This is a genomic window from Gilliamella sp. LMG 34362 (genome assembly GCF_984569125.1).
Map to the genome: position 1 here is coordinate 950,182 of NZ_OZ474902.1, position 24,482 is coordinate 974,663.

21 protein-coding genes and 1 tRNA gene are annotated in these 24,482 nt (G+C 35.2%); 16 read left to right on the forward strand and 6 right to left on the reverse strand.

Features of this window, described 5'->3' with window-relative positions:
- Positions 1 to 39 precede the first annotated feature (39 nt).
- Positions 40 to 579 (forward strand): LysR family transcriptional regulator, encoded by a 540-nt coding sequence (locus AC5LWZ_RS04470; protein WP_493464045.1) that lies wholly within the window; start codon positions 40 to 42, stop codon positions 577 to 579.
- Here AC5LWZ_RS04470 and AC5LWZ_RS04475 read toward each other — a convergent pair.
- The 4 genes from AC5LWZ_RS04475 to AC5LWZ_RS04490 are packed head-to-tail and all read right to left on the reverse strand — an operon-like array spanning position 551 to position 2,321.
- Positions 551 to 874 carry a type IV pilus modification PilV family protein gene (locus AC5LWZ_RS04475; protein ID WP_198246939.1) on the reverse strand — a complete coding sequence of 108 codons (324 nt, stop codon included), beginning with the start codon at positions 872 to 874 and terminating at the stop codon, positions 551 to 553. The genes AC5LWZ_RS04470 and AC5LWZ_RS04475 overlap by 29 nt on opposite strands.
- Positions 867 to 1,304: a DUF2509 family protein gene (locus tag AC5LWZ_RS04480; protein WP_294892399.1), complete on the reverse strand. Its 438-nt coding sequence runs from the start codon at positions 1,302 to 1,304 to the stop codon at positions 867 to 869. The genes AC5LWZ_RS04475 and AC5LWZ_RS04480 overlap by 8 nt, the downstream gene beginning before the upstream one ends.
- Positions 1,288 to 1,851, reverse strand: a complete 564-nt coding sequence (locus AC5LWZ_RS04485) for a prepilin peptidase-dependent protein (RefSeq protein WP_493464046.1) — start codon at positions 1,849 to 1,851, stop codon at positions 1,288 to 1,290. The genes AC5LWZ_RS04480 and AC5LWZ_RS04485 overlap by 17 nt, the downstream gene beginning before the upstream one ends.
- Positions 1,845 to 2,321 (reverse strand): prepilin-type N-terminal cleavage/methylation domain-containing protein, encoded by a 477-nt coding sequence (locus AC5LWZ_RS04490; RefSeq protein WP_294892397.1) that lies wholly within the window; start codon positions 2,319 to 2,321, stop codon positions 1,845 to 1,847. Before AC5LWZ_RS04490 ends, AC5LWZ_RS04485 begins: the two co-directional genes overlap by 7 nt.
- Positions 2,322 to 2,539: 218 nt before the next feature.
- On the opposite strand from AC5LWZ_RS04490, the gene dapD reads away from it, so the two are divergent.
- The 7 genes from dapD (at position 2,540) to AC5LWZ_RS04525 (ending at position 13,304) form a co-directional block, all read left to right on the forward strand.
- The gene (gene dapD / locus AC5LWZ_RS04495; RefSeq protein ID WP_065563367.1) at positions 2,540 to 3,364 is read left to right on the forward strand and encodes a 2,3,4,5-tetrahydropyridine-2,6-dicarboxylate N-succinyltransferase; all 825 of its coding nucleotides are present in this window, start codon (positions 2,540 to 2,542) and stop codon (positions 3,362 to 3,364) included.
- 103 nt (positions 3,365 to 3,467) lie between these two features.
- Positions 3,468 to 3,959 carry a YajQ family cyclic di-GMP-binding protein gene (locus tag AC5LWZ_RS04500; protein WP_110448333.1) on the forward strand — a complete coding sequence of 164 codons (492 nt, stop codon included), beginning with the start codon at positions 3,468 to 3,470 and terminating at the stop codon, positions 3,957 to 3,959.
- Between the two features lie 248 nt (positions 3,960 to 4,207).
- Positions 4,208 to 6,484, forward strand: a complete 2,277-nt coding sequence (gene bglX / locus AC5LWZ_RS04505; RefSeq protein WP_198199143.1) for a beta-glucosidase BglX — start codon at positions 4,208 to 4,210, stop codon at positions 6,482 to 6,484.
- Between the two features lie 53 nt (positions 6,485 to 6,537).
- Positions 6,538 to 8,232, forward strand: coding sequence for a sensor histidine kinase (locus AC5LWZ_RS04510; RefSeq protein ID WP_294892395.1), 1,695 nt, complete (start codon positions 6,538 to 6,540; stop codon positions 8,230 to 8,232).
- Positions 8,232 to 8,951 (forward strand): two-component system response regulator BtsR, encoded by a 720-nt coding sequence (gene btsR / locus AC5LWZ_RS04515; RefSeq protein ID WP_110448330.1) that lies wholly within the window; start codon positions 8,232 to 8,234, stop codon positions 8,949 to 8,951. The genes AC5LWZ_RS04510 and btsR overlap by 1 nt, the downstream gene beginning before the upstream one ends.
- Positions 8,952 to 9,237: 286 nt before the next feature.
- Complete coding sequence (locus AC5LWZ_RS04520; RefSeq protein ID WP_232350062.1) at positions 9,238 to 11,385, forward strand: carbon starvation CstA family protein; 2,148 nt, start codon at positions 9,238 to 9,240, stop codon at positions 11,383 to 11,385.
- Between the two features lie 248 nt (positions 11,386 to 11,633).
- Positions 11,634 to 13,304 (forward strand): bifunctional metallophosphatase/5'-nucleotidase, encoded by a 1,671-nt coding sequence (locus AC5LWZ_RS04525; protein WP_493464047.1) that lies wholly within the window; start codon positions 11,634 to 11,636, stop codon positions 13,302 to 13,304.
- 247 nt (positions 13,305 to 13,551) lie between these two features.
- Here the strand turns inward: AC5LWZ_RS04525 and AC5LWZ_RS04530 are convergent, their stop codons facing one another.
- Both AC5LWZ_RS04530 and AC5LWZ_RS04535 read right to left on the reverse strand, forming a co-directional pair.
- Positions 13,552 to 14,016: an NfeD family protein gene (locus AC5LWZ_RS04530; protein WP_198221897.1), complete on the reverse strand. Its 465-nt coding sequence runs from the start codon at positions 14,014 to 14,016 to the stop codon at positions 13,552 to 13,554.
- Positions 14,017 to 14,108: 92 nt separating this feature from the next.
- Positions 14,109 to 15,017: an SPFH domain-containing protein gene (locus AC5LWZ_RS04535; RefSeq protein ID WP_086359750.1), complete on the reverse strand. Its 909-nt coding sequence runs from the start codon at positions 15,015 to 15,017 to the stop codon at positions 14,109 to 14,111.
- A 404-nt stretch (positions 15,018 to 15,421) separates the two neighbouring features.
- Between AC5LWZ_RS04535 and AC5LWZ_RS04540 the strand changes: the two genes are divergently transcribed.
- From AC5LWZ_RS04540 to nusA, 8 genes are all read left to right on the forward strand, one after another.
- Positions 15,422 to 16,984, forward strand: a complete 1,563-nt coding sequence (locus AC5LWZ_RS04540; RefSeq protein WP_086359749.1) for an anthranilate synthase component 1 — start codon at positions 15,422 to 15,424, stop codon at positions 16,982 to 16,984.
- Complete coding sequence (gene trpD, locus AC5LWZ_RS04545) at positions 16,984 to 18,615, forward strand: bifunctional anthranilate synthase glutamate amidotransferase component TrpG/anthranilate phosphoribosyltransferase TrpD (protein ID WP_110448326.1); 1,632 nt, start codon at positions 16,984 to 16,986, stop codon at positions 18,613 to 18,615. The genes AC5LWZ_RS04540 and trpD overlap by 1 nt, the downstream gene beginning before the upstream one ends.
- Before the next feature lie 15 nt (positions 18,616 to 18,630).
- Entirely contained in the window at positions 18,631 to 20,013 is a 1,383-nt protein-coding gene (gene trpCF, locus AC5LWZ_RS04550; RefSeq protein WP_493464048.1) for a bifunctional indole-3-glycerol-phosphate synthase TrpC/phosphoribosylanthranilate isomerase TrpF, read from the forward strand.
- A gap of 23 nt (positions 20,014 to 20,036) precedes the next feature.
- Positions 20,037 to 21,230 (forward strand): tryptophan synthase subunit beta, encoded by a 1,194-nt coding sequence (gene trpB / locus AC5LWZ_RS04555; RefSeq protein ID WP_493464049.1) that lies wholly within the window; start codon positions 20,037 to 20,039, stop codon positions 21,228 to 21,230.
- Positions 21,227 to 22,033, forward strand: a complete 807-nt coding sequence (gene trpA, locus AC5LWZ_RS04560) for a tryptophan synthase subunit alpha (RefSeq protein WP_294882766.1) — start codon at positions 21,227 to 21,229, stop codon at positions 22,031 to 22,033. The genes trpB and trpA overlap by 4 nt, the downstream gene beginning before the upstream one ends.
- Before the next feature lie 216 nt (positions 22,034 to 22,249).
- Positions 22,250 to 22,326 (forward strand) — tRNA-Met (locus AC5LWZ_RS04565).
- Positions 22,327 to 22,518: 192 nt separating this feature from the next.
- The gene (gene rimP, locus AC5LWZ_RS04570) at positions 22,519 to 22,980 is read left to right on the forward strand and encodes a ribosome maturation factor RimP (RefSeq protein WP_065578449.1); all 462 of its coding nucleotides are present in this window, start codon (positions 22,519 to 22,521) and stop codon (positions 22,978 to 22,980) included.
- Positions 22,981 to 22,996: 16 nt separating this feature from the next.
- Positions 22,997 to 24,472 (forward strand): transcription termination factor NusA, encoded by a 1,476-nt coding sequence (gene nusA / locus AC5LWZ_RS04575; protein ID WP_110448321.1) that lies wholly within the window; start codon positions 22,997 to 22,999, stop codon positions 24,470 to 24,472.
- The last annotated feature ends 10 nt before the right edge of the window (positions 24,473 to 24,482 follow it).

A 24,482-nucleotide genomic window follows, 5' to 3' on the forward strand; every position in this document is an offset into this window, starting at 1 on the left:
CATGTTGGATCAGTTCAGCATTACCAATGCCGACACAATATGCACCGGCTATTCATAACACAACCAGCGTTAACTAAACAAATTCAATCTTTTGAACGAGTCATCGATCAAAAACTGTTTATCCGTGGTCGGAATGGAGCAACATTGACTGCAATAGGCAATGCGTTATATCCCGAAGCTAAAAAACTACTGCAACAACATCAGAAATTCCTGTTATTTGCCGATAATATTAAGAAAAAAGCGAATGAATGCTTATCAATTGGTTTTGGTATCTCTTGTTTTCAACAGGTTCCTAAATGGATTCGGACTTTTTCTGATGGATCCCCTGAATGTCATATTGTGACTAAACAACTACCTTCTAGTGAGCAAATAAATCTGTTAATGCAAGGTGAACTAGATATTGCTTTTGTGCCAGCTAGTGTTCGTCATTTTTTACCTAGGGGGGTAAAACTTATTTCATTAGAATTAACGCAAACGGGATGGGATATTGCCGTGGCGTGGAATAAAAGAATTGAAAATAAAAAGCGCGATTTATTTTTGGACATGAATATTAATCACATAAAAAACGTTGTTGTTTAATCGTTTTGTGATGAATAGGGGTGACGCTAACAAAAACCATCTGACAAGACCTACCATAAGGTTGGCTATAAACTTGATATTGCCAATTATTTGGTATGATTTGCTGTAAATTATGAGGATAACTATCAAGTAAAGCAAAGGCGATTTGCTCCGCTTTAAACTGTTTTTGGAAATAGTGGTGTTGACTAATGATTGCGGTTAAATAACCACTAAAACCTAGCATAATGATAGCAAACATTAAGCATGATATCATGACTTCAATTAAGCTAAATCCGGCTATGTTTTTTCTATTCACAATCAACGAGCCTTTTTTCTGGACAATAATCTAGCCAATGGCCTTTTTCAATAATCAAGTGATTATCAGCAAAATACGTTAACATATAAAGATAATAGTCATCAGCTTGAGCTCTCAGTAGAGTATAGTTATCGATTTTTAATCGTGATTTTTTGATGCAAGCCTTGAATTGATATTGATTATCTAATAAACATTGCCATTGCTCACTCGGTGGTTGCCATACTTGTGTTTTTGCCCAATTTAAACTTGAGCTTGCTTGATTAAACTGACGATAATGTTGAATCTCAATCAAATAGGTTTTTTTTAATGAATTAACTAGAGCCTGAAAACCGGTTAATAAAATGAGGCCGACAATGGTTAAGATAATTACCATTATTAACGAGCTAAAACCTTCGGCTTGCGTTGTTTTTTTATTAAAATGGATTTTCATTTTTGATAATGGTTACCGTTTGATAGGTTATTTTTTTGTTTTTCTTTAATTGAGCTCTAATATTTATTACAAAATAGTTGTTTTGCTGTTTTATTAAAAATTGCGTTATTTTAATGTCATGTGGATCGAATATTTTCTCCCAATTTACACCCTCACAACTTATTGAACCTACTTTATATTCCAAATTATTTTTGTAGAAACGATAAGCAAAGATGTCTGATTTACTTGGCGCATTACGATCATAAATCCAATCATTGCGAATTTCACTATCATAACGGAAAATATAACAATTGTTTGAAGTATTGATTTCAATTGGATATTGTTTCATTTTTTCGGGACTATTGGCAATAAATCCAGCACGTTTTAGATCTTTTGTTATACTCACTAAACCTTGATGAATATTTTTTTCTAAATGAATATGCAAATTTTTTTCCAACAATATCGATTGTAATTTACTATAGAATGAGGTGATACCTATAAATATTAAACTGGAAAATGCAATACTTAACATTATTTCAAATAATGAAAATCCATTTTGTTTTAGCATCGCGGTAGTCCGGGTAAATAACTATTTTTCTTACAAAATCGGATCCGCCCTCGATAAGAAATGATAATTTGCGTGGTACCAATGGCGTTGTGTAATTCGATTGTCCCCGTTTGTGCCATATTTTTCCGGCCCCAAAAGGAGATGGTTTTTTTATCAGTTAAATCACTCAATTCAACAGAATTATTAGGCTTCATAAAATAGGCGGTGCCTTCTTGGCAAGAGGTTGGTTTTTCGCCCTTGCCAATACTTATGCACCAAGGCTTAAAAAAATAATATACGTGATAGTTTTCATTAGTGTTGTAAGCTCTTGCTTGAGCCTCTTCTAAAAAATAGGCAAGCTGTTTTGTGGTGGTTGTTAGTTCATTACGCAGTTGTAATTCTTTCCAATGTTGTACACCAATTGTGGCCAAAATAGCACTAATGCTGATAACTAATAAAAGCTCTAATAAAGAAAATCCGCTGTTTTGCATTATTTTTTATTGAGAAATTTAATGAGAATTAAACTTTATATCCAAATAAAATCACGGTATTAACTTTTACTAAGATTTTGTGAAAGGTATTCCAAATAATTAACTTTTTTTGAGAGATCTTAATGATAAGATAAACCACTTAAAAATAGTGGCATATTATATTATACTGTTAGGCCAATTAAATTTGCTAACGGACTTTAAGTTAAAGGAAACGAGAAATGCAACAATTACAAACTATTATTGAGGCAGCATTTGAACGTCGTGCTGAAATTACCCCTTCAAATGTTGATACAGTGACACGTGATGCGATTAATCAATGTATCGCTTTATTAGACAGCGGTAAAATGCGTGTCGCAGAAAAGATTAATGGCGATTGGGTAACTCATCAATGGTTAAAAAAAGCAGTGTTGCTTTCATTCCGTATTAATGAAAATCAACTTATTGATGGTGGCGCAACTAATTATTATGACAAAGTACCGTTAAAATTTGCTGATTATGATGAAGCGCGTTTCCAACAAGAAGGTTTCCGCGTAGTTCCATCAGCAATTGCACGTAAAGGCGCTTATGTAGCTCGCAATACAGTATTAATGCCTTCTTACGTCAACATCGGTGCTTATGTTGATGAAGGGACTATGGTTGATACATGGGTAACTGTAGGTTCATGTGCACAAATTGGTAAAAATGTCCATTTATCTGGTGGCGTTGGTATTGGTGGTGTATTAGAGCCATTACAAGCAAATCCAACTATTATTGAAGATAACTGTTTTATCGGTGCTCGTAGTGAAATTGTTGAAGGTGTGATTGTCGAAGAGGGCAGCGTTATCTCAATGGGTGTATTTATTGGACAAAGTACTAAAATTTATGATCGTGCAACTGGTGAAGTTCACTATGGTCGCGTACCGGCTGGTTCTGTGGTGGTATCAGGTAACTTACCAACTAAAGATGGTAAATACAGCCTTTATTGTGCAGTAATCGTTAAAAAAGTAGATGCTAAAACGTTAGGTAAGGTCGGTATTAACGAATTACTTCGTACTATTGATTAATTTTATTAATCTATCTATTAAAGCTACCGTAAATGTTACGGTAGCAATAAAATGAGTTGTTTAAAGTGAGTTATATCTTATAACGATTAGAAGAGGAAAATTTATGCCTTCTTTTGATATTGTATCAGAAATTCAAATGCCAGAAGTCAAAAATGGGGTCGAAAATGCGACTCGAGAATTGGCAACACGTTGGGATTTCAAAAATGTGGAAGCATCATTTGAGCTTAATGAGAAAAATGAAACTATCAAAGCGACGAGCCAATCAGATTTCCAAGTGCAACAGTTACTGGATATTTTACGTGATAAGTTAGCTAAGCGTGGTATTGATGGTGGTGCGCTAGAAATTCCGGAAGAGATGGAACATAGTGGTAAGTTTTATAGTATTACAGTTAAGCTGAAACAAGGTATCGATAAAGAATTAGCTAAAAAAATAGTTAAATTAATCAAAGATAGTAAAATTAAAGTCCAAGCACAAGTACAAGGTGACCAAGTTCGGGTTACTGGAAAATCACGTGATGATTTACAAGCAACTATGGCACTAGTTAAAAATGGTGAGTTAGGTCAACCATTTCAATTTACTAATTTCCGCGACTAATCAATCATTCTAATCTTTATTATTGCCGACATTGTTTTGACAAAATTGTTCGGCAATATGTTTTCATTTATTCACAGAATCAACTTTTAAAAAATTTGAGGAAAGCACTTTTTTGCGGCTAAATTTTTAATAATATGTGCTTTTATTTTTATTTTTGGTGAGGCATTATTTCAAATAACGAGATTTTTTTGACTAAATACGTTATTCTATTTGCTTGTCTATCCTCTTATATTATAACAATACTTATTATGCTGAAAAAATTAGTTTTCTTTTTTGTTTTTTTTATTTTTTCATGTCCTTTATTTGCACAAAATCCCAATGACGAAGAAAAGAAAGTATTTATTGATAACTTATTATCAAAAATGACTATTAAAGAAAAAGTGGGGCAATTGCGGTTAATTAGTGTCGGCGGTGATCTAACCCTAGACAAAGTACTTGATCAAATAGAAGCTGGTGAAATAGGTGGCATTTTTAATACTGTTGTGGAACCCGATCTATCCAGAATGCAGGAAAGAGCTTTAAGATCACCAAACCAAATTCCGGTTTATTTTGGTTTTGATATTGTTCATGGGCATCGTACAGTATTTCCAATTAATTTAGGTATAGCTGCAACTTGGGATCGTAATGCTTTCGCTAAAGTGGCTGAGGTCTCTGCTGATGAAGCTACATCTGATGGACTTAATGTTACTTGGGCGCCAATGGTGGATATTACTCGTGATCCTAGGTGGGGACGAGTTTCCGAAGGATTTGGTGAAGATCCTTATTTAGCTTCAGAAGCAGGGCGAATTTTTGTTGAAAAAATGCAAAAGCAATCCTTGGCTGATAAAAAATCATTAGTCACAACGGTTAAACATTTTGCACTTTATGGTGCGGTAGAAGCAGGACGCGAATATAACAGCACCGATATGAGTGAACGCAAAATGTTTCAAGAATATCTTGTGCCTTATAAAGCGGCTATTGATGCCGGTAGCCGAGCGGTTATGGTTGCGCTGGTTAGTGTAAATGGTATTCCTGCTACAGCTAATCATTGGTTATTAACTGATGTATTACGCAACCAATGGCACTTTGATGGAGTAGTTGTTAGTGACCATGGTGCTATCCGTGAATTAATTAATCACGGCGTTGCACAGGATGCTAAAGATGCAGTACGTATTGCTATCAAAGCTGGTATTGATGTGAGTATGAATGATGAATACTTTTTACAGTTTTTACCAGAATTGGTTGATGAAGGTGCAATCTCAGAAGATCTGATTAATCAAGCTTGTCGCCATGTGTTAGAGCTTAAATATGATATGGGGTTGTTTAAAAATCCGCATCGAAATTTAGATCCTAATTTTGATATTGAAACTATGTTTGCTAACGATCGCCTACATCGTACTGAAGCCAGAGATGTAGCTCGTCGTAGTATTGTATTATTAAAAAATGAAAATAATTTATTACCGTTAGACAAAAATAAAAAAATAGCTGTCATTGGACCATTGGCTGATTCAAAACGAGATATTTTAGGTAGCTGGTCAGGTGCTGGACGTGCTAATTTAGCGGTAACGCCGTTGCAAGGCATTAAAAATGCCATCGCAAATCCCAAATTAGTGAGTTACGCATGGGGGGCGAATCTCTCGGATGATCCTAACCTTGATAAATTTTTAAATTTATATGGTGAAAGCAGCAAATTTGATAAACGACCAGCTAATAAGATGATAGCCGAAGCTGTTGCTCAAGCTAAAAAATCAGATGTTGTTGTGGTTTTTGTTGGCGAAGCACAAGGCATGGCACATGAATCATCAAGTCGAACCGATCTTGATCTTCAAGCTAGTCAAAAACGATTAATTAAAGCATTAAAAGCTACTGGTAAACCACTGATTATTGCTTTAATGAATGGCCGTCCACTTACTGTGAAAGAAGAATATCAGCAAGCTGATGCTATGCTTGAAACGTGGTTTTTAGGTACTGAAGGCGGGAATGCTGTGGCCGATGTGCTGTTTGGTGATTATAATCCGTCAGCTAAATTACCTATGTCTTTTCCAGATAATGTTGGCCAGATCCCTGTTTATTATAGCCATTTAAAAACTGGTCGACCACATGGTACAGTTAATATGGGTAAATACACAACGTCTTACTTTGATAGCCCGAATGAGCCTTTATTTCCATTTGGTTTTGGCTTAAGTTATACTGATTTTACTATTGATTTTTCATTATCAAAAACTGAAATGTCACCAAATGGGGAAATTGAAGTTATTGCTAATGTGGAAAATACTGGTGAAAGAGAAGGTTCACAAGTGGTGCAGTTCTATTTGCAAGATGTGACAGCATCAGTAAGCCGACCGGTAAAAGAGTTAATTGGTTTTGAATTTATTACTCTTAAACCGCATGAAAAAGGTCAAGTAAAATTTGTTATCAAATATGACATGTTAAAATTCTGGAATGATAAAATGCAATATGTTGCAGAACCTGGTAAATTTAATGTGTTTGTAGGTGCGGATTCTACAACTAAAGATAAGCAAACATTTACTTTACTTGATAATTAAAGTTAGCATTTTCCGTCGACTTTGGTCGGCGGTTTTGTGCCGTGGTTATTGTTATGTTTGAGTTTGATCTTGTACTACAGCTTTTACAGCAGATGTGCGTGTATTTGGTTATTGCTTATTTGTTAAGTAAAACCCCAATTGTTATTCCTTTAATGCAAGTCACCATCCATTTACCTCATAAATTAGTCTGTTATTTTATTTTTTCTTTATTTTGCATTATGGGTAGCTATTTTGGTTTACATATTGAAGATACTATTGCGAATACTCGTGCTATTGGCGCTATTTTAGGAGGGTTGCTTGGTGGTCCGGTAGTAGGGCTTTTAGTTGGCTTAACTGGCGGCATTCATCGTTATACATTAGGTGGTATTACAGCTGAAAGTTGTATGTTATCGACTATCTTGACAGGTTTAATTAGTGGGCTATTTCACTATACCTTAATGAAAAGAGGTCGAATTGATTTAGTCTACAATCCATTTTTAGTCGGAGTATTAGGTGTTTTTGTTGAATCATTAGAAATGATTCAAGTACTATTAATATCGAGACCTTTTGATGTTGTTCTACATGCAGTGCGTAGTATTGCTGCACCGATGATTGTTGCTAATAGTATTGGCGCTGCAATGTTTATGCGAATTTTACTAGATAGACGGGCGATTTTTGAACGTTATACATCGGCTTTTTCTGCCAAGGCTCTTAAAATCGCAGTGAGTACTGAAGGTCTATTGCGCGAAGGCTTCAATCAAGAAAATAGTACTAAAGTTGCAGAAATTATTTATCAACAATTAGATATTGGCGCTGTAGCTATAACAGATAGAGAAAAAATTCTTGCTTTTATTGGGGTAGGTGACGATCATCATCTACCTGGTACTCAAATTACTTCAAATGTTACTTTAGAAGCAATTGAGCAAAATGATGTTAAATATCTTGATGGTACACATCAACCTTATCAATGTTCAATCAATAAAAATTGTCGTTTAGGTGCAACTTTGGTTATTCCTCTGCGTGGTGAAAATGATAATGTAGTTGGTACTATTAAACTTTATGAAGGTAAAAATACATTATTTAGCTCAATAAATAGAACGTTAGGTGAAGGTATTGCCAGCTTGTTATCTGCGCAAATATTGGCCGGGCAAAATGAGTACTACAAACAGTTATTGTCTAAAACTGAGATTAAACTATTACATGCCCAAGTAAATCCTCACTTCTTATTTAATGCCTTAAATACTTTACTGGCTATTATTAGGCGTGATAAAGAACAAGCATCGCAATTAGTGCAAAACTTATCAACTTTTTTCCGTAAAAACTTAAAACGTACTGATGAAATAGTAACGTTAAGAGATGAAATAGAGCATGTAAATGCTTACCTACAGATCGAAAAAATGCGTTTTATGGAGCAGTTAAGTATAAATTTTGATATTCCTGAACAACTCGAATATGCGCAATTACCAGCATTTTCATTACAACCAATTGTGGAAAATGCCATTAAACATGGTACATCACAATTAATTAGTCAAGGAGAAGTAACGATTAGAGCCTATGAAAATGATCAGACTTTAATTTTAGAGGTTATTGATAATGCAGGTAATTATCGAGAAAATAAAAAAGATAATAAAGGGCTTGGTCTTAATTTAGTAGATAAACGAATTAAGATCCGCTATGGTGAAAACTATGGTATAAAGATAATCTGTAAACCAGACGAATATACAAATGTAATGTTATCTTTGCCTTTGCTAGAGGATGTCGTAGTTTAATGTTAAATGTGATTATTGTTGATGATGAATTACTTGCTCGCGAAAATTTACGTTGTTTGCTAGACAACGATAGCCAAATTAATATTGTCGCAGAATGTAATAATGCAATGGATGCTATACGTGAAATTCATCGGTTAGCGCCTGATGTTGTTTTTCTTGATATTCAAATGCCGAAGATAAATGGTCTTGAAATGTTATCAATGCTTGATCCACAAACTATGCCTCATATTGTTTTTTTAACTGCTTATAGTGAGTTTGCTGTAAAAGCCTTTGAAGAACAAGCTTTTGATTACCTATTAAAACCTATTGAACAAGATAGGCTAAATAAAACATTAAGCCGCTTACACAAAAAATGTCCTGTAGCTGATATAAATCAATTATCAGGCATTGATCAACAGTTAAAATATATACCTTGTATTGGTCATAATCGAATTTATTTACTATCTAATGATGATGTTTTTTATATTTCATCTAAAGTCTGTGGTATTTATGTTTTTAATCAAAATAATAATGAATATTTTACTGAACTGACACTAAAAACGTTAGAAGATAAAACCTCGCTTATTCGTTGCCATAGACAATATTTAGTTAATTTAAAAAAGTTAAAAGAGATTCGTTTTAATGAAGCAGGTAGCGTTGATATTATTTTAAATAATGATGTTGCTGTGCCTGTGAGTCGTCGATATTTAAAATCGCTTAAAGAGATATTAGGACTATAATCATTTTATCTGGGTTTATTTCATCGATAGAGATACCGTTTACCAACCATTTTTAACCACTCATATAGTCGTTTCAACCTGTAACTAAATTTCCTATACCATTCAATTAACTAAAAAATTACTATACCCTTGAGCATAAAGTAAGCTTTATCTCATGATTCAATACAACCAAATTCAAAAACAATTTGAAGTTAATATCAATAAATTTTATCTACCTTTTTAACTATATAATTAAGTTAAAAATAAAATAGATGATATTAATCTTAAAGCGATAAAGAGAATTATTATGAATAATAGAATACTAAAGCATATACCTTGGGTTATTCTTGCTATCGTTGGTGCATGCTGTTTAGCTGTCATCGCACTACGTCGAGGGGAACATATTAGTGCATTGTGGATTGTTGCTGCTGCAGTGTCCATTTATCTCGTTGCTTATCGATATTATAGTTTATATATCGCCAATAAAGTAATGCAGTTAGATCCGACACGAGCGACGCCGGCAGTTATCAATAATGATGGTTTAAATTATGTTCCAACCAATAAATATGTCTTATTTGGACACCATTTTGCGGCAATAGCCGGTGCTGGACCGCTTGTAGGCCCTGTACTTGCAGCACAAGTAGGTTATTTACCGGGTACTCTATGGTTATTGGCTGGTGTGGTATTTGCTGGTGCAGTACAAGACTTTATGGTGCTATTTTTATCATCACGCCGTAAAGGGGCTTCATTAGGTGAAATGATAAAAGATGAAATGGGACCAATTCCTGGAACAATTGCCTTATTTGGTTGTTTCTTAATCATGCTAATTATTTTAGCTGTATTGGCATTGATTGTTGTTAACGCATTAGCTGAAAGTCCTTGGGGCGTATTTACTGTTTGTTCTACCGTGCCAATCGCATTATTTATGGGTATTTATATGCGATACCTCCGACCGGGTCGTGTTTTAGAGGTTTCAATAATTGGTATTGTATTACTCATCTTATCTATCTGGTTTGGTGGTGTAATTGCTCATGACCCATATTGGGGGCCTGCATTAACTTTCAAAGCAACCACGATTACTTTTACTTTAGTTGGTTATGCCTTAGTTTCTGCGATGTTGCCTGTATGGTTAATTTTAGCACCGCGTGATTACCTCGCCACTTTCTTAAAAATTGGTGTAATCGTTGGTTTAGCTATTGGTATTGTTATTTTAAATCCTGATTTAAAAATGCCAGATGTAACTAAATATGTTGATGGCACAGGCCCTGTTTGGAAAGGTTCTTTATTTCCATTCTTATTTATTACTATTGCTTGTGGTGCTGTTTCTGGTTTCCATGCTTTAATTTCATCAGGTACAACACCAAAATTACTTGCTAATGAAACAGATGCACGTTTTATCGGCTATGGTGCTATGTTAATGGAGTCTTTCGTGGCTATTATGGCTTTAGTGGCTGCATCAATTATTGAGCCAGGTTTATATTTTGCTATGAATACTCCACCAGCTGCGCTAGGAATAACTATGCCTGATTTACATAAATTAGGTACTGGCGATGCGGCGATGATAATGTCTCAACTACAAGATGTGACAGCACATGCTGCGGCTACAGTTAGTTCGTGGGGATTTGTGATTTCACCTGAGCAAATTTTACAAACAGCCAAAGATATTGGCGAACCATCAGTATTAAATCGTGCCGGTGGTGCACCAACCTTAGCCGTAGGTATTGCGCATGTGTTCCATCAAATTCTTCCAGGCGCAAATATGGGCTTCTGGTATCACTTTGGTATCTTATTTGAAGCACTATTTATTCTAACAGCGCTTGATGCAGGAACTCGTTCTGGACGATTCATGTTGCAAGACTTATTAGGTAACTTTGTACCATTCTTGAAAAAAACCGATTCACTTATTGCTGGCTTTATTGGTACTTTAGGATGTGTTGGTTTATGGGGATATCTACTTTACCAAGGTGTGGTTGATCCATTAGGTGGTGTTAAGAGCTTATGGCCATTATTTGGTATTTCAAATCAAATGCTAGCAGCCGTAGCATTAGTATTAGCTACAGTTGTATTAATTAAAATGAAACGAGCTCAATTTGTTTGGGTGACTATTATTCCTGCCGTTTGGTTATTGATTTGTACTACTTGGGCATTAGCACTTAAACTATTTAGTAATGATCCTAATTTAGAAGGATTCTTCTATTTAGCTAATGAGTATAACCGTCGAATTGCCGAAGGTAGCGAATTAACAGCACAACAAATTGATAATATGCATCATATTGTCATTAATAACTACACTAACGCTGGTTTAAGTATCTTGTTCTTAGTGGTTGTGTATAGCATTATCTTCTTTGGTATTAAAACTGCACTTAAAGTGCGTAATAATAAACAAAGAACTGATAAAGAAACCGCTTATGTGCCTATTCCTGAAGGTGGCGTTAAAACTACGATGTCACATTAATTAACAGTAAACAGAATGTTAAATTTAAGTAACATTCTGTCTGTTTATGAAAATAACTTTCGTACTCCTTATTTTGCCTAACAATAGTCACTATCGTTAGGCATTTTTTATCACTGATTAAGCAGTTTATTTTTTTATAAAAACGCTTTAATTGAAAAAATAATAATTTAGAATAATAGACTGTTTTTATAAAAATGATTTAAATTAATTAGGATATTAATTTTACATAATAGTGATAGGAGATAAGGATGTTGGTAAGCAAAAAACGTGCTTTGTTAAGCGGTTTATTCATATTAGGTTGTGTATTTCAGGTTAATGCAAAAGAAGTTGATGTTGCTATTTTAGCAACGTCAGATGTGCATGGGCGAATGTTACCATGGGATTATGGTACTGACAAAGCAGACTCTTCAGGCTCTTATGCGCAGATATCTTCGTTTTTAAAGGAGTACCGTTCACTACATGAAAATGTCATTGTGGTTGATGCTGGTGATATTATTCAAGATAATCAAATTGAACGATTTCACAATGTGCAAAATCATCCGGCTATTGCGGCATTAAATGCCATGCATTATGACATTATGGTACTTGGCAATCATGAATTTAATTTTGGTATGCCGATAGTCGATAAAGTCACTTCTGAATTTAAAGGCCAATCTTTAGCGGCTAATATTTATTATAAAGATTCCGGTAAACCTTATTTACCCGCCACAACCATTATTGAGAAAGAAGGTATTAAGATTGGCTTTATTGGTGCAACTACGCCTTTTGTTCCAGAATACGAGAATAAAACTGGTTATGTAAATCAAATGGAATTTACCATGCCAATACCGGAAATAAAAAAACAAATTGCGAATCTCAAACAACAATCAGTTGATGCTATTGTTTTAGTTACCCATATGGGATTAGATAATGAAAACAATAAACCTGGTACAGGTGTTGCCGATGTTGCTAATCAATTATCCGAACTTGACATAATTATTGCCGGACATAATCATCAAAATATTAGTGAAAAAGTTATTAATAATGTTGTTATTACTGAACCGCATCGCTATGGAACAGTAGTATCGGTGGTTGATCTTAAATTTGATATTGATGGCAATAAAAAAACGTTAAAAGCAAAAAAATCGCAAACATTACCAGTAAAAACTTATCCAGCTGATCCTGAAATCGAAAAAATTTATTTGCCTTATCATCAACAATTAAGAGAAATTTCTAATCAAGTTATAGGTGAAACAGATCAAGATCTTGTACCACAAGAGATAATACATGGTATACCAGCGGTTTACTTGCAAGAAAGTGGTTTAACTAATTTACTTAATTCTGTACAAATTTATTATAGCGGTGCGGATGTGACTGCTGTTTTAGTCGATAATAAAAAAGCGATATTAAATAAAGGGCCAATCGCTCGCAAAGATATTGCTAACAATTATCAATATACTGCTGGTGAAACCTCTATTTTTGAAGTTACCGGAAAGGATCTTAAAGATTATATGGAATGGTCAGCGGCATATTTTGCTCAAGTACAACCAACGGATAAAAATTATCAATATGATTCAGTACGAGGCGCATCTAAATATATGACTTATGATATGTTTGGTGGCGTTAAATATATTATTGATTTAAGTGAACCAGTAGGAAATCGAATTAAAAATCTAACACTTTTAAATGGTAAAGTTATTACTGATGATATGAAACTCAAACTAGGTATGAATGCTTATCGTTATGAAATGCTGGTGAAAAAAGGTGGTCCATTAGAAGGGCGCCGAGTCGAGCCAATTTGGAATTCTCGCACGGCATTAGGTGATGAAGAAGGTACCATTCGTAATATGACCATTAAATATATTACCGATGTGAAGAAAGGTAAGATTACCGATGAATCAAATAATAATTGGAAAGTTATTGGTATTGATCCTAAATAATCGAATTAGTGTTAGCATTCTTATTGGCTTATTTTTACACTAGTTTTTAGTAAAAATGATAATTACTGTTATAAGTACTTAAGCACTTTAAATTTTATATTGAAGCTGGATTAACAGTAATTATCTTATTATGATAATTACCATGAATTTTTACTATAGAAGATATTTAATAATCGGTTTATCTGATTGATTATTTTTTATGATAAACAAAAAAATACGAGTCATTGACTCGTATTTAATTATTAATTTATTTATTGAGTGCTTTTACTTTCAGTATTATGCCCTCAACTGCAACAACCTCAACAGGATGACCTACTTCTAGATCTTGATTACATTTTGCTGACCATGTGCCGTCTTTGATTTTTACTCGACCTGAACCATTAGTAATGGCTTCGGTAACGATTGTTCTAATGCCAATTAATTCTTGTTGTGGTTGATTAATTTCAACTTTACTTGATTTGTTATTATCGCGTTTTTTTAACCAAGCCCACCAAAGATAAGCTGATATTAACGTAAAAATAGCAAACAAAATCCATAAAACAGGCCAAGACAGTGGTAAAATCCAAGCAATTAAGCCAACAATAATGGCTGCCATTCCACTCCAAAGTGCATATCCGCCAGTTCCTAATAATTCAGCTATCAGCAAAATACCGCCTAAAGCAAAAAATACCCAGTGAGGAGAATCATAAATAACCATTAAAAAATCTGTCATTGGTTGTTACCTATTATTAATTAAATTATATTTCCAATCATCTCTCAAACCAATTTATTATCAGTTAGGGATATGATTTTGCTAAACTTAGTCTATTTAGTATTTTTGATTAATTCGGCAATACCACCAATGCTACCCATTAGACTTGAAGCATCAAGCGGCATCATCACAACTTTACTGTTATCTGAAGCACCGATTTGTTGTAACGCTTCAGTATATTTTTGCGCAACAAAGTAGTTGATAGCATTAATATTACCTGCTGCAATAGCGTCCGAAACCATTTGTGTTGCTTTAGCTTCTGCTTCGGCCGCACGTTCACGTGCTTCAGCTTGTAAAAATGCTGCTTGTTTTTCACCTTCAGCTTTTAAAATTTCTGACTGTTTTTCACCTTCAGAACGTAAAATAGCTGCTTGACGGATACCTTCCGCTTCAAGGATTTCCGCACGTTTATTACGTTCAGCTTTCATTTGTGCATTCATGGCTGCAATTAGTTCTGCCGGTGGTCGAACGTCACGAATTTCAATACGAGTAATTTTTATTCCCCATGGGCTAGTTGCATCATCGACAATACTAAGTAGTTTTGAGTTAATATGGTCACGTTGTGATAACATCTCATCTAGTTCCATACTACCAAGTACTGTACGGATATTTGTCATCATCAGATTAATAACAGCACGCTCAAGTTGGTTAACTTGGTAAGCTGCTCTTGCTGCTTCTTGTACTTGTATAAAGCAAACTGCGTCAATTTGTACATTTGCATTATCTTTAGAAATAACTTCTTGAGATGGGATATCAAGCACTTGTTCCATCATATTAATTTTACGGCCCACACCATCCATAAAAGGAATAATAATATTTAAGCCCGGTTCTAAGGTATGAGTGTATTTACCGAAACGCTCGATAGTATATTGGTATCCTTGCGGAACAATAGTGATGGTTTTAAAAACAGTAACTAAAGCAAGTAAAACGATTACTGCTATAAAAATATAAAATATAGGCATAGATCAAAATCTCTAATTTTTATCAATTATTTATCGGAGTCGTTCATTTTAAAGACTAATATCTTGTTTGGCTAGCTTTAATTTGTTTGTTAAAAAATAATAAATTTTTTACTGTAAAAAGATCTTCTGATTGGTAGCAGGTAGACTTAATTTAAATGTACATAAAATATTCACTTGACAATACATCACTGAACTAGTTTAATAGTACAAAATCTTTTCTAGCAGACATAATAATGATAAATCAGCAATTCACATTAACGCATTGTAAACAAACTACCGTTTTGGGTTGGTGGCGCATTACTTCCTGCGGGTGATGTGATGATATCCTTTTTTCATAATACCCGCTCAGTGCGGGTATTTTAGTTTTGCAAAGATAAAAATAATTTTATAAAAGAGAGTCAACAATGAATAAGCCTACATTAACACAGATAATTAAAACCATTGGTTATTATCAGGATCCGACTCAGGTATTTTATCAACTTTGTGATAACAAACCGGCAACATTGTTACTGGAATCAGCTGAAATTGATAATAAGCAAGGTATTAAAAGTGTAATGATAGTTGATAGTGCTTTGACTATTTCTGCACTCAATAACCAAGTCACTTTTCAAGCTTTAACCAGTAACGGAAAAAAATTATTGCCTTTATTGCTACAAGCTTTTCCTGATAACGTTGCTAAAACACAATTAGATGAACATAATCTTCAGCTAGTTTTTCCGGCTATTGATAATTTGCAAGATGAAGATTCTCGCTTAAAGTCATTATCAATTTTTGATGCACTAAGAACATTATTAAACATCGTTAATATCCCACAACAAGCGAGTTCTGATGCAGTATTTGTCGGTGGTTTATTTGCTTATGATCTTGTTGCTGGCTTTGAGGATTTACCTCTGTTACCAACCGAACAACGTTGCCAAGACTTTCGCTTTTATTTAGCTGAAACATTACTGGAAATTAATCATAAAGACCGTGTTTCATTATTAAAAGCAACGGCATTTACTTCTTGTCCTGATGAGACAAAACGCTTGAATCAACGCTTAACAGAGTTGCAAAGTAAACTTAATCAACCGATGAAAGCAATTAAGACTCAATCTTTAGCAGAAATAAATGTTTCATGTAATAAGAGTGATGATGATTTCAATACCATAGTTAAAAAAATGCAGGATGCTATCCAACAAGGTGAAATTTTTCAAGCCGTTCCTTCAAGACGTTTTTCATTACCATGCCCTGAACCTTTATCTGCTTACCAAGTGTTAAAAAATACCAATCCAAGTCCATATATGTTTTATATGCAAGATAGCGATTTTGTTCTATTTGGTGCATCACCGGAAAGTGCCCTTAAATATAACAAGACCAATAATCAAGTTGAAATTTACCCTATTGCCGGTACTCGACCACGTGGTTTAACCGCAAGTGGTGAGATTGATTATGATTTGGATAGCCGACTAGAACTTGAAATGCGCACTGATAAAAAAGAGTTGGCAGAACACTTAATGCTGGTTGATTTAGCCCGTAATGATTTAGCTCGTATTTGTCAACCGGGCACTCGTTATACTAAAGAGTTATTAAAAGTTGACCGTTATTCGTGTGTTATGCACCTTGTTTCAAGAATAGTTGGCCAGTTGCGGACTGATCTTGATGCACTGCATGCTTATCAAGCAACAATGAATATGGGAACATTAACCGGCGCACCTAAAGTAAGAGCAATGCAGTTAATTGCTGAATCAGAAAAAATAAAACGTGGCAGTTATGGTGGAGCAGTGGGGTATTTAACCGCTAGTGGTGATTTGGATACATGTATTGTTATCCGTAGTGCTTATGTTGAAGATGGCATTGCCACGGTGCAAGCTGGTGGTGGAGTTGTTTTAGACTCAGAACCTCAATCAGAATCGGACGAATCACGTAACAAAGCTCGTGCTGTTGTTCGCGCGATTATGGCAGCACATAATGTAGAAGGTGTATTTTAATGGCTAATATCTTATTTATTGATAATGTTGATTCGTTTACTTATAACTTAGTTGATCAGTTACGTCATAATCAACATAACGTGACGATTTACCGTAATACTATTCCGGCGGATGTGATTATCGAAAAATTATCACATATGCAAAATCCTATCTTAATGTTATCGCCAGGACCAGGTACGCCAAGCGAAGCTGGTTCAATGCCTGAATTACTAAAACGTTTAAAAGGGAAATTACCGATTATTGGTATCTGCTTAGGCCATCAAGCGATTGTCGAATCTTATGGTGGTATGATTGTACCAGCTGGTGATATTTTGCATGGTAAAGCCTCATTAATTGAACATGATGGTCAAGCTATGTTTAAAGGCTTACCAAATCCATTACCGGTGGCTCGTTATCACTCTTTAAAAGGTGAAAATATACCGAAAACATTAACGATTAATGCCATGTGTAATAACATTGTTATGGCAGTACGTAATGATGAGGATCGGGTTTGTGGTTTTCAATTTCATCCTGAATCGATTTTAACCATTCAAGGAGTAAAATTATTAGAGCAAACCATTGAATGGGCACTTAATCCAGTCCAAAAACAACCGCAAGCAAAACAAGAGGCAATTGTCGATAAGCAAGAATACAACATTCAACCGATTTTAAATAAATTGTATTTAGGACAAGTATTGTCACAACAAGAGAGCAAAATACTATTTAACTTAATTATTCAAGGTAAAATTGAACCAACTGTTTTGGCAACTGCGATTATAAGTATGAAAGTGCGAGGAGAAAAACCAGATGAAATTGCTGGTGCTGCGCAAGCATTACTTGAAAATGCAGATGCTTTTGAAGTTCCTGATTATGATTTTACCGATATTGTTGGTACAGGTGGTGATGGCACTAATAGTATTAATATATCAACAGCTAGTGCTTTTGTTACTGCAGCCTTAGGGTATAAAGTCGCTAAACATGGTAACCGAGGGGTATCAAGTAAATCAGGATCTTCCGATGTACTATCTGCTTTAGGTATTAAATTAAACATGTCAGCGGAAGCCTCACGTAAAGCGCTTGATGAATTAGGGGTATGTTTCTTATTTGCTCAACAATATCATTCAGGTTTCCGTCATGCTGCGCCAGTTCGTCAACAATTAAAAACACGAACAATTTTTAATGTGCTAGGTCCGTTGATAAATCCATCACGACCAAAACGTATTTTACTCGGTGTTTATCATCCTGATTTGATAAAACCGATTGCAGAAACATTAAAAATGTTGAACTATACCCATGCATATGTAGTACATGGTGCAGGTATGGATGAAGTGGCTATTCATGGCGAGACTCAAGTAGCCGAAGTAAAAAATGGTGAAATCAGCTATTTTACGCTAACACCAAAGGATTTTGGTTTACAACAATATACTTTAAAAGATATTGAGGGTGGTACACCTGAAATGAATCGTGATTTGTTGTTAGCTATTTTACAAGGACATGGTAAACCAGCTCATGAAGCGGCTATCGCGGCTAATGTAGCTATGTTAATTAGCTTGTTTGGTGAACCAGACTTAAAACAAAATGCACAACGTGCAATTGAATTGATGCATAGTGGCAAGGCTTATGAGCTATTACAAAAGTTAGCAGCAAGATAATAAGTGGAGAATAACATGGCAATTGCAGCATTAACCGAAAATGTTGAAATGGCAACAGTATTAAAAAAAATCATTGAAGATAAACAGTTATGGCTTGCCGAACAGCAAACTAAAAAACCACTAACTAACTTTAAAAGTAAAGTAGTAGCAAGTGATCGTGATTTTTATCAAACATTAAATCAACCGAAAACGGTATTTATCTTAGAATGTAAAAAAGCGTCACCATCTAAAGGCTTAATTCGTGATGATTTTGATCCGGCAACGATTGCTAAAGTTTATAAAGATTATGCTTCAGCGATTTCAGTTTTAACTGATGAAAAATATTTTCAAGGTAGCTTTGAATTTTTGCCTATGGTGCGTAATGAAGTCACACAACCAGTACTTTGCAAAGATTTTATTATTGATGAATATCAAATTTACTTAGCTCGATATTATCAAGCGGATGCTATCTTGTTAATGTTATCAGTGGTAAATGATGATGAGTATCGCCATCTTAGCCAAATTGCTCATCAACTTAAAATGGGAGTTTTAACTGAAGCAAGTACGGAACAAGAAGTTGAACGAGCCATTAATCTTGGCGCAAAAGTTATTGGTATTAATAATCGTAATCTTCGTGATCTGTCAGTAGATTTAAATCGAGTAAAAACATTATCTAAATCTATCCCTGATGATCGAATTATTATCAGTGAATCGGGTATTTACACTCATAATCAAGTTAAAGATCTTAGCCATTATGCTAACGGTTTTTTAATTGGTAGCGCGTTAATGTCTGAGTCAAATTTAAATCTAGCTATTCGTAAGGTGATCCTAGGTGAAAATAAAGTCTGTGGTTTAACCAGAGCGCAGGACGCGATAACTGTCTATCAAGCAGGTGTGATTTATGGCGGATTAATTTTTGTCTCTAATTCACCAAGATATATTACACCAACTAAAGCACGTAGTGTTATTGCAGCAGCACCATTAAATTGGGTGGGAGTTTTTAAAAATAGTGATATAGACGAAGTTTGCCAAATAGCGCAACAATTATCACTGTACGCAGTACAATTACATGGTCATGAAGATGATAATTATATTCAAACACTCCGCCAACAATTGCCAACAACTTGTCAAATTTGGAAAGCATTAAGTATTAGTGATAGTATTCCGAACCATGATAATCCATTAGTCTCTCGTTATATATTTGATAATGGTGCTGGCGGAACGGGTAAAAGTTTTGATTGGTCATTATTAAAGGGTAAAGATTTAAGTAATGTCATTTTGGCTGGTGGTATTAATCCACAAAATGTAAGTCAAGCACTCGCTACTGATGTTATTGGCGTTGACCTTAACTCAGGTGTTGAAATATCGGCCGGAATTAAAGATAAACAAAAAATTACAGCAGTATTTGAACAAATTTAACTAATTATATTGAAGGAATGGTTATGTCTAAATTAAATCCTTATTTTGGCGAATTTGGTGGTCAATATGTACCACAAATATTAATGCCAGTGCTAGAACAACTTGAGGATGCCTTTATATCGGCGATACACGATGCAAGTTTTAAAAAAGAATTTAATGACCTTTTGGTGAACTATGCAGGTCGACCAACCGCATTAACATTGTGTAAAAATCTTACTGCAGGTACCAAAACAAAACTTTATTTAAAACGAGAAGATTTAGTCCATGGTGGTGCCCATAAAACTAACCAAGTACTAGGCCAAGCATTACTGGCTAAAAGAATGGGTAAAACAGAGATTATTGCCGAAACGGGTGCTGGTCAGCATGGTGTCGCTTCAGCATTAGCTTGCGCATTATTAGGTTTAAAATGCCGAATTTACATGGGAGCAAAAGATGTTCAACGCCAAGCTCCAAATGTATTTAGAATGCGATTAATGGGTGCTACCGTCATTCCAGTTGAAACCGGTTCTGCCACGTTAAAAGATGCTTGTAATGAAGCATTACGTGATTGGTCTGGTAGTTATGAAACCGCACACTATATGTTAGGTACAGCTGCTGGCCCACATCCATTTCCGACCATTGTGCGTGAATTTCAACAAATGATTAGTCGTGAAGCAAAACAGCAAATTATGGAAAAAGAAGGTCGTTTGCCTGACGCAGTCATCGCCTGTGTTGGTGGTGGTTCAAACGCAATTGGTATGTTTGCTAATTTTATTGATGATAAATCAGTTAGATTAATTGGTGTAGAGCCAGGTGGACATGGTATTGAAAGTGGTGAACATGGTGCATCGCTAAAACATGGTAAACTCGGTATCTACTTTGGTATGAAAACACCAATGATGCAAACGGATGAAGGGCAAATTGAAGAGTCTTATTCGGTTTCTGCTGGCCTTGATTTTCCGGCAGTCGGACCACAACATGCATATTTAGATAGTATTGGTCGAGCAGAATATGTCTCTGCCACTGATGATGAAGCGCTTGAAGCCTTCAAAGCATTATCTCGAAGTGAAGGTATCATTCCTGCATTAGAGTCATCGCATGCATTAGCTTATGCACTGAAAATGATTAAAGAAAATCCAAATAAAGAACAATTATTAATTGTTAATTTATCTGGTCGTGGTGATAAAGATATCTTTACGGTTTATGATATATTTAAAGCAAAAGGAGAAATAGAATGAGTCGTTATCAAAAACTGTTTGATCGTTTAACAGTCGAAAAACGAGGTGCATTTGTTCCTTTTGTTCCAGTTGGTGACCCAAATCCACAACTTTCAAGTCAAATTATTCAAACCATGATTGATGCAGGGGCTGATGCATTAGAATTAGGCATTCCTTTTTCTGACCCAATGGCGGATGGACCAACAATTCAAAATGCTAATATCCGTGCTTTTAATGGTGGTATAACCGTTGAAAAATGTTTCGAAATTTTAACTAACATTCGAGCTAGCAATCCAGATATTCCTGTTGGATTGTTAATCTATGCCAATTTAGTATTTAAAAATGGTATTGATAACTTTTATGCTAAATGCGCTAAAGCTGGTGTTGATTCTGTTTTAGTTGCTGATTTACCGGTTGAATATGCACAAGAGTTTACTGGTTCTGCAGAAAAACATGGCATAGCTCCGATATTTATCTGCCCACCTAATGCTGATGATGAGGTAATAAAAAATATTGCTAAGCATGGTAAAGGTTATACTTATTTAGTCTCACGAGCTGGTGTAACCGGTACTGAAAATCGTGCGAATAAACCGTTAACTCATTTACTGGAAAAATTGACAGAGTTTAAAGCACCGCCTGCGATTCAAGGATTTGGTATTTCAGAACCAAATCAAGTGAGTGAAGCAATTAAAGCTGGTGCTGCTGGCGCAATTGCAGGATCGGCAACGGTCAAAATTATTGAGAATAACCTTAATAATCCAACCAAAATGTTGAGCGAACTAGCTAGTTTCGTTAAAACGATGAAAGCTGCAACGCAAAAATAATAACAGTAAAACTATCCGCTGATTATTCAGCGGAATTTATTACTTGAAAAAACAATAATTGTACTTATATTAATCATAACTTGAGATTAATTGTAATTAGTTGCGACACAAAATTATAGCTGCTTAGTTTTCAATGACTTTAAACGATTTTGATAATTCTAGTATGATTTTGGGTTGCATATTTTACAAAACATAGTATAATCTTCAGCCATCTATCGCGGGGTGGAGCAGCTTGGTAGCTCGTCGGGCTCATAACCCGAAGGTCGTTGGTTCAAATCCAGCCCCCGCAACCACTTAAATTTTCATTCATACATTAATCTATCCTATTATTATTGTCTGAAAGTTCGAATCAAGTGGCTTCATTATGTTAAATTTTAAATGTAGCCTCGCTTGTCGGGGTTTTTTTATGCGTTATGATTCAAACGTGAGTTTAAAAGGAATGTTGGGCTTTATGCCCTTTTTTATTTTCTGCAGTGGAGGTTTGTTTGGCTAATTTAGAACAGCAATTGACCGATATCATTCAAGAACCAGTTAATGCGCTTGGTTTTGAGCTAGTTGGTATTGAATATATTCGTGGTCGCTATCCCGTTTTACGCGTATATATTGATAGTGAAAATGGTATTACCGTTGATGACTGTGCTGATGTTAGTCGACAAATTAGTGCGGTACTTGATGTTGAAGACCCTATCACAGACGCCTACAATCTTGAAGTTTCATCTCCAGGTATGGATAGGCCTTTGTTTACGCTTGAACACTATCAACGTTTTGTTGGTGAAGAAGTCATCGTCAGTTTGCGTATTCCTGTTGCCAATCGTCGCAAGTGGAAAGGACAGATTAAATCCATTGAGAATGAAATGATTACGTTTAATGTAGATGGAAATGATGAAGTGTTTGCTTTTAGTAATATTCAAAAAGCAAACATTGTACCGAATTTTAACCTTAAATAGAGTACAGGTGTAAAGGATGAATAAAGAAATTTTAGCTGTTGTTGAAGCAGTATCTAATGAAAAAGCACTTACCCGAGATAAGATTTTCGAAGCGCTTGAAACCGCATTAGCGACGGCCACTAAAAAGAAACATACTGTTGATATCGATGTTATTGTAAAAATCGATCATAAAACTGGCGATTATGATACGTTCCGTCGTTGGTTAGTGGTAAATGAAGTAACTCAACCTACCAAAGAAATAACCCTTGAAGCAGCACAGTTTGAAGAGCCTGATGTAAAATTAGGTGATTACGTAGAAGAACAAATTGAGTCAGTCGCGTTTGACCGTATTACAACTCAAACCGCTAAACAAGTTATTGTCCAAAAAGTACGTGAAGCTGAGCGTGCAATGGTGATTGACATGTTTAGAAACCGAATCGGTGATATCGTGACTGGTATTGTTAAAAAGACCAATCGTGATAGCGTTATCCTCGATTTAGGTAATAACGCTGATGCAATGATGTCTCGCCATGATATGTTACCTCGTGAAAATTTCCGAATTGGTGATCGTGTGCGAGGTATTTTATATCTTGTTGAACAAGATAATAAACCAGCACAACTTTGTGTTAGCCGTTCAAATCCGAAAATGATGGAAGAGTTATTCCGCATTGAAGTGCCGGAAATCGGTGAAGAGATGATAGACATTAAAGGTGTATCTCGTGATCCAGGTTCTCGTGCTAAAATTGCTGTTAGCAGTAACGATCGTCGTATTGATCCTGTTGGTGCTTGTGTTGGTATGCGAGGCGCACGTGTTCAAGCGGTTTCAAATGAATTTGGTGGTGAGCGTATCGATATTGTTCTTTGGGATGATAATCCTGCACAATATGTTATCAATGCTATGGCGCCAGCCGATGTTGTGTCAATCGTGGTTGATGAAGATAAACACACTATGGATGTCGCAGTTAATGCTGAAACATTACCACAAGCAATTGGTCGTAATGGACAAAATATTCGTTTAGCATCACAACTTACTGGTTGGACGTTAAATGTTATGAGCACAGAAGATTTGCAAGAAAAACATCAAGCAGAATCTTTTGCAGCAATTAATAATCTAATGAAACATTTAGATATTGAAGAAGATCTTGCCCAGCTTTTAGTTGAAGAAGGTTTTACTTCATTAGAAGAACTAGCTTATGTACCAGTTGAAGAGTTATTAGAAATTGATGAACTTGATGAAGAGCTGGTTGAAGCATTAAGAAATCGAGCAAAAGATGCATTAACAACTATCGCTCTTGCTCATAGTGGTGATAAACGACCTGCTCAAGATTTATTAGATCTACCAGGTATGACACAAGAATTAGCCTATCAATTAGCACAACGAGATGTGGTAACTTTAGAAGATTTAGCTGAACAAGGTACAGATGATCTTGCGGATATTGAAGGTTTAACAAGCACACAAGCTGGCGATTTTATTATGGCTGCCCGTAATATTTGTTGGTTTGCAAATGAATAATTGAGGGAAA

Coding starts and splice junctions, on each gene's coding strand:
- AC5LWZ_RS04470 (WP_493464045.1), top strand. CDS start 40: ATGCACCGGCTATTCATAACACAACCAGCGTTAACTAAACAAATTCAA.
- AC5LWZ_RS04480 (WP_294892399.1), bottom strand. CDS start 1,304: ATGAAAATCCATTTTAATAAAAAAACAACGCAAGCCGAAGGTTTTAGC.
- AC5LWZ_RS04485 (WP_493464046.1), bottom strand. CDS start 1,851: ATGCTAAAACAAAATGGATTTTCATTATTTGAAATAATGTTAAGTATT.
- AC5LWZ_RS04490 (WP_294892397.1), bottom strand. CDS start 2,321: ATGCAAAACAGCGGATTTTCTTTATTAGAGCTTTTATTAGTTATCAGC.
- dapD (WP_065563367.1), top strand. CDS start 2,540: ATGCAACAATTACAAACTATTATTGAGGCAGCATTTGAACGTCGTGCT.
- AC5LWZ_RS04500 (WP_110448333.1), top strand. CDS start 3,468: ATGCCTTCTTTTGATATTGTATCAGAAATTCAAATGCCAGAAGTCAAA.
- bglX (WP_198199143.1), top strand. CDS start 4,208: ATGCTGAAAAAATTAGTTTTCTTTTTTGTTTTTTTTATTTTTTCATGT.
- AC5LWZ_RS04510 (WP_294892395.1), top strand. CDS start 6,538: ATGTTTGAGTTTGATCTTGTACTACAGCTTTTACAGCAGATGTGCGTG.
- btsR (WP_110448330.1), top strand. CDS start 8,232: ATGTTAAATGTGATTATTGTTGATGATGAATTACTTGCTCGCGAAAAT.
- AC5LWZ_RS04520 (WP_232350062.1), top strand. CDS start 9,238: ATGAATAATAGAATACTAAAGCATATACCTTGGGTTATTCTTGCTATC.
- AC5LWZ_RS04525 (WP_493464047.1), top strand. CDS start 11,634: ATGTTGGTAAGCAAAAAACGTGCTTTGTTAAGCGGTTTATTCATATTA.
- AC5LWZ_RS04530 (WP_198221897.1), bottom strand. CDS start 14,016: ATGACAGATTTTTTAATGGTTATTTATGATTCTCCTCACTGGGTATTT.
- AC5LWZ_RS04535 (WP_086359750.1), bottom strand. CDS start 15,017: ATGCCTATATTTTATATTTTTATAGCAGTAATCGTTTTACTTGCTTTA.
- AC5LWZ_RS04540 (WP_086359749.1), top strand. CDS start 15,422: ATGAATAAGCCTACATTAACACAGATAATTAAAACCATTGGTTATTAT.
- trpD (WP_110448326.1), top strand. CDS start 16,984: ATGGCTAATATCTTATTTATTGATAATGTTGATTCGTTTACTTATAAC.
- trpCF (WP_493464048.1), top strand. CDS start 18,631: ATGGCAATTGCAGCATTAACCGAAAATGTTGAAATGGCAACAGTATTA.
- trpB (WP_493464049.1), top strand. CDS start 20,037: ATGTCTAAATTAAATCCTTATTTTGGCGAATTTGGTGGTCAATATGTA.
- trpA (WP_294882766.1), top strand. CDS start 21,227: ATGAGTCGTTATCAAAAACTGTTTGATCGTTTAACAGTCGAAAAACGA.
- nusA (WP_110448321.1), top strand. CDS start 22,997: ATGAATAAAGAAATTTTAGCTGTTGTTGAAGCAGTATCTAATGAAAAA.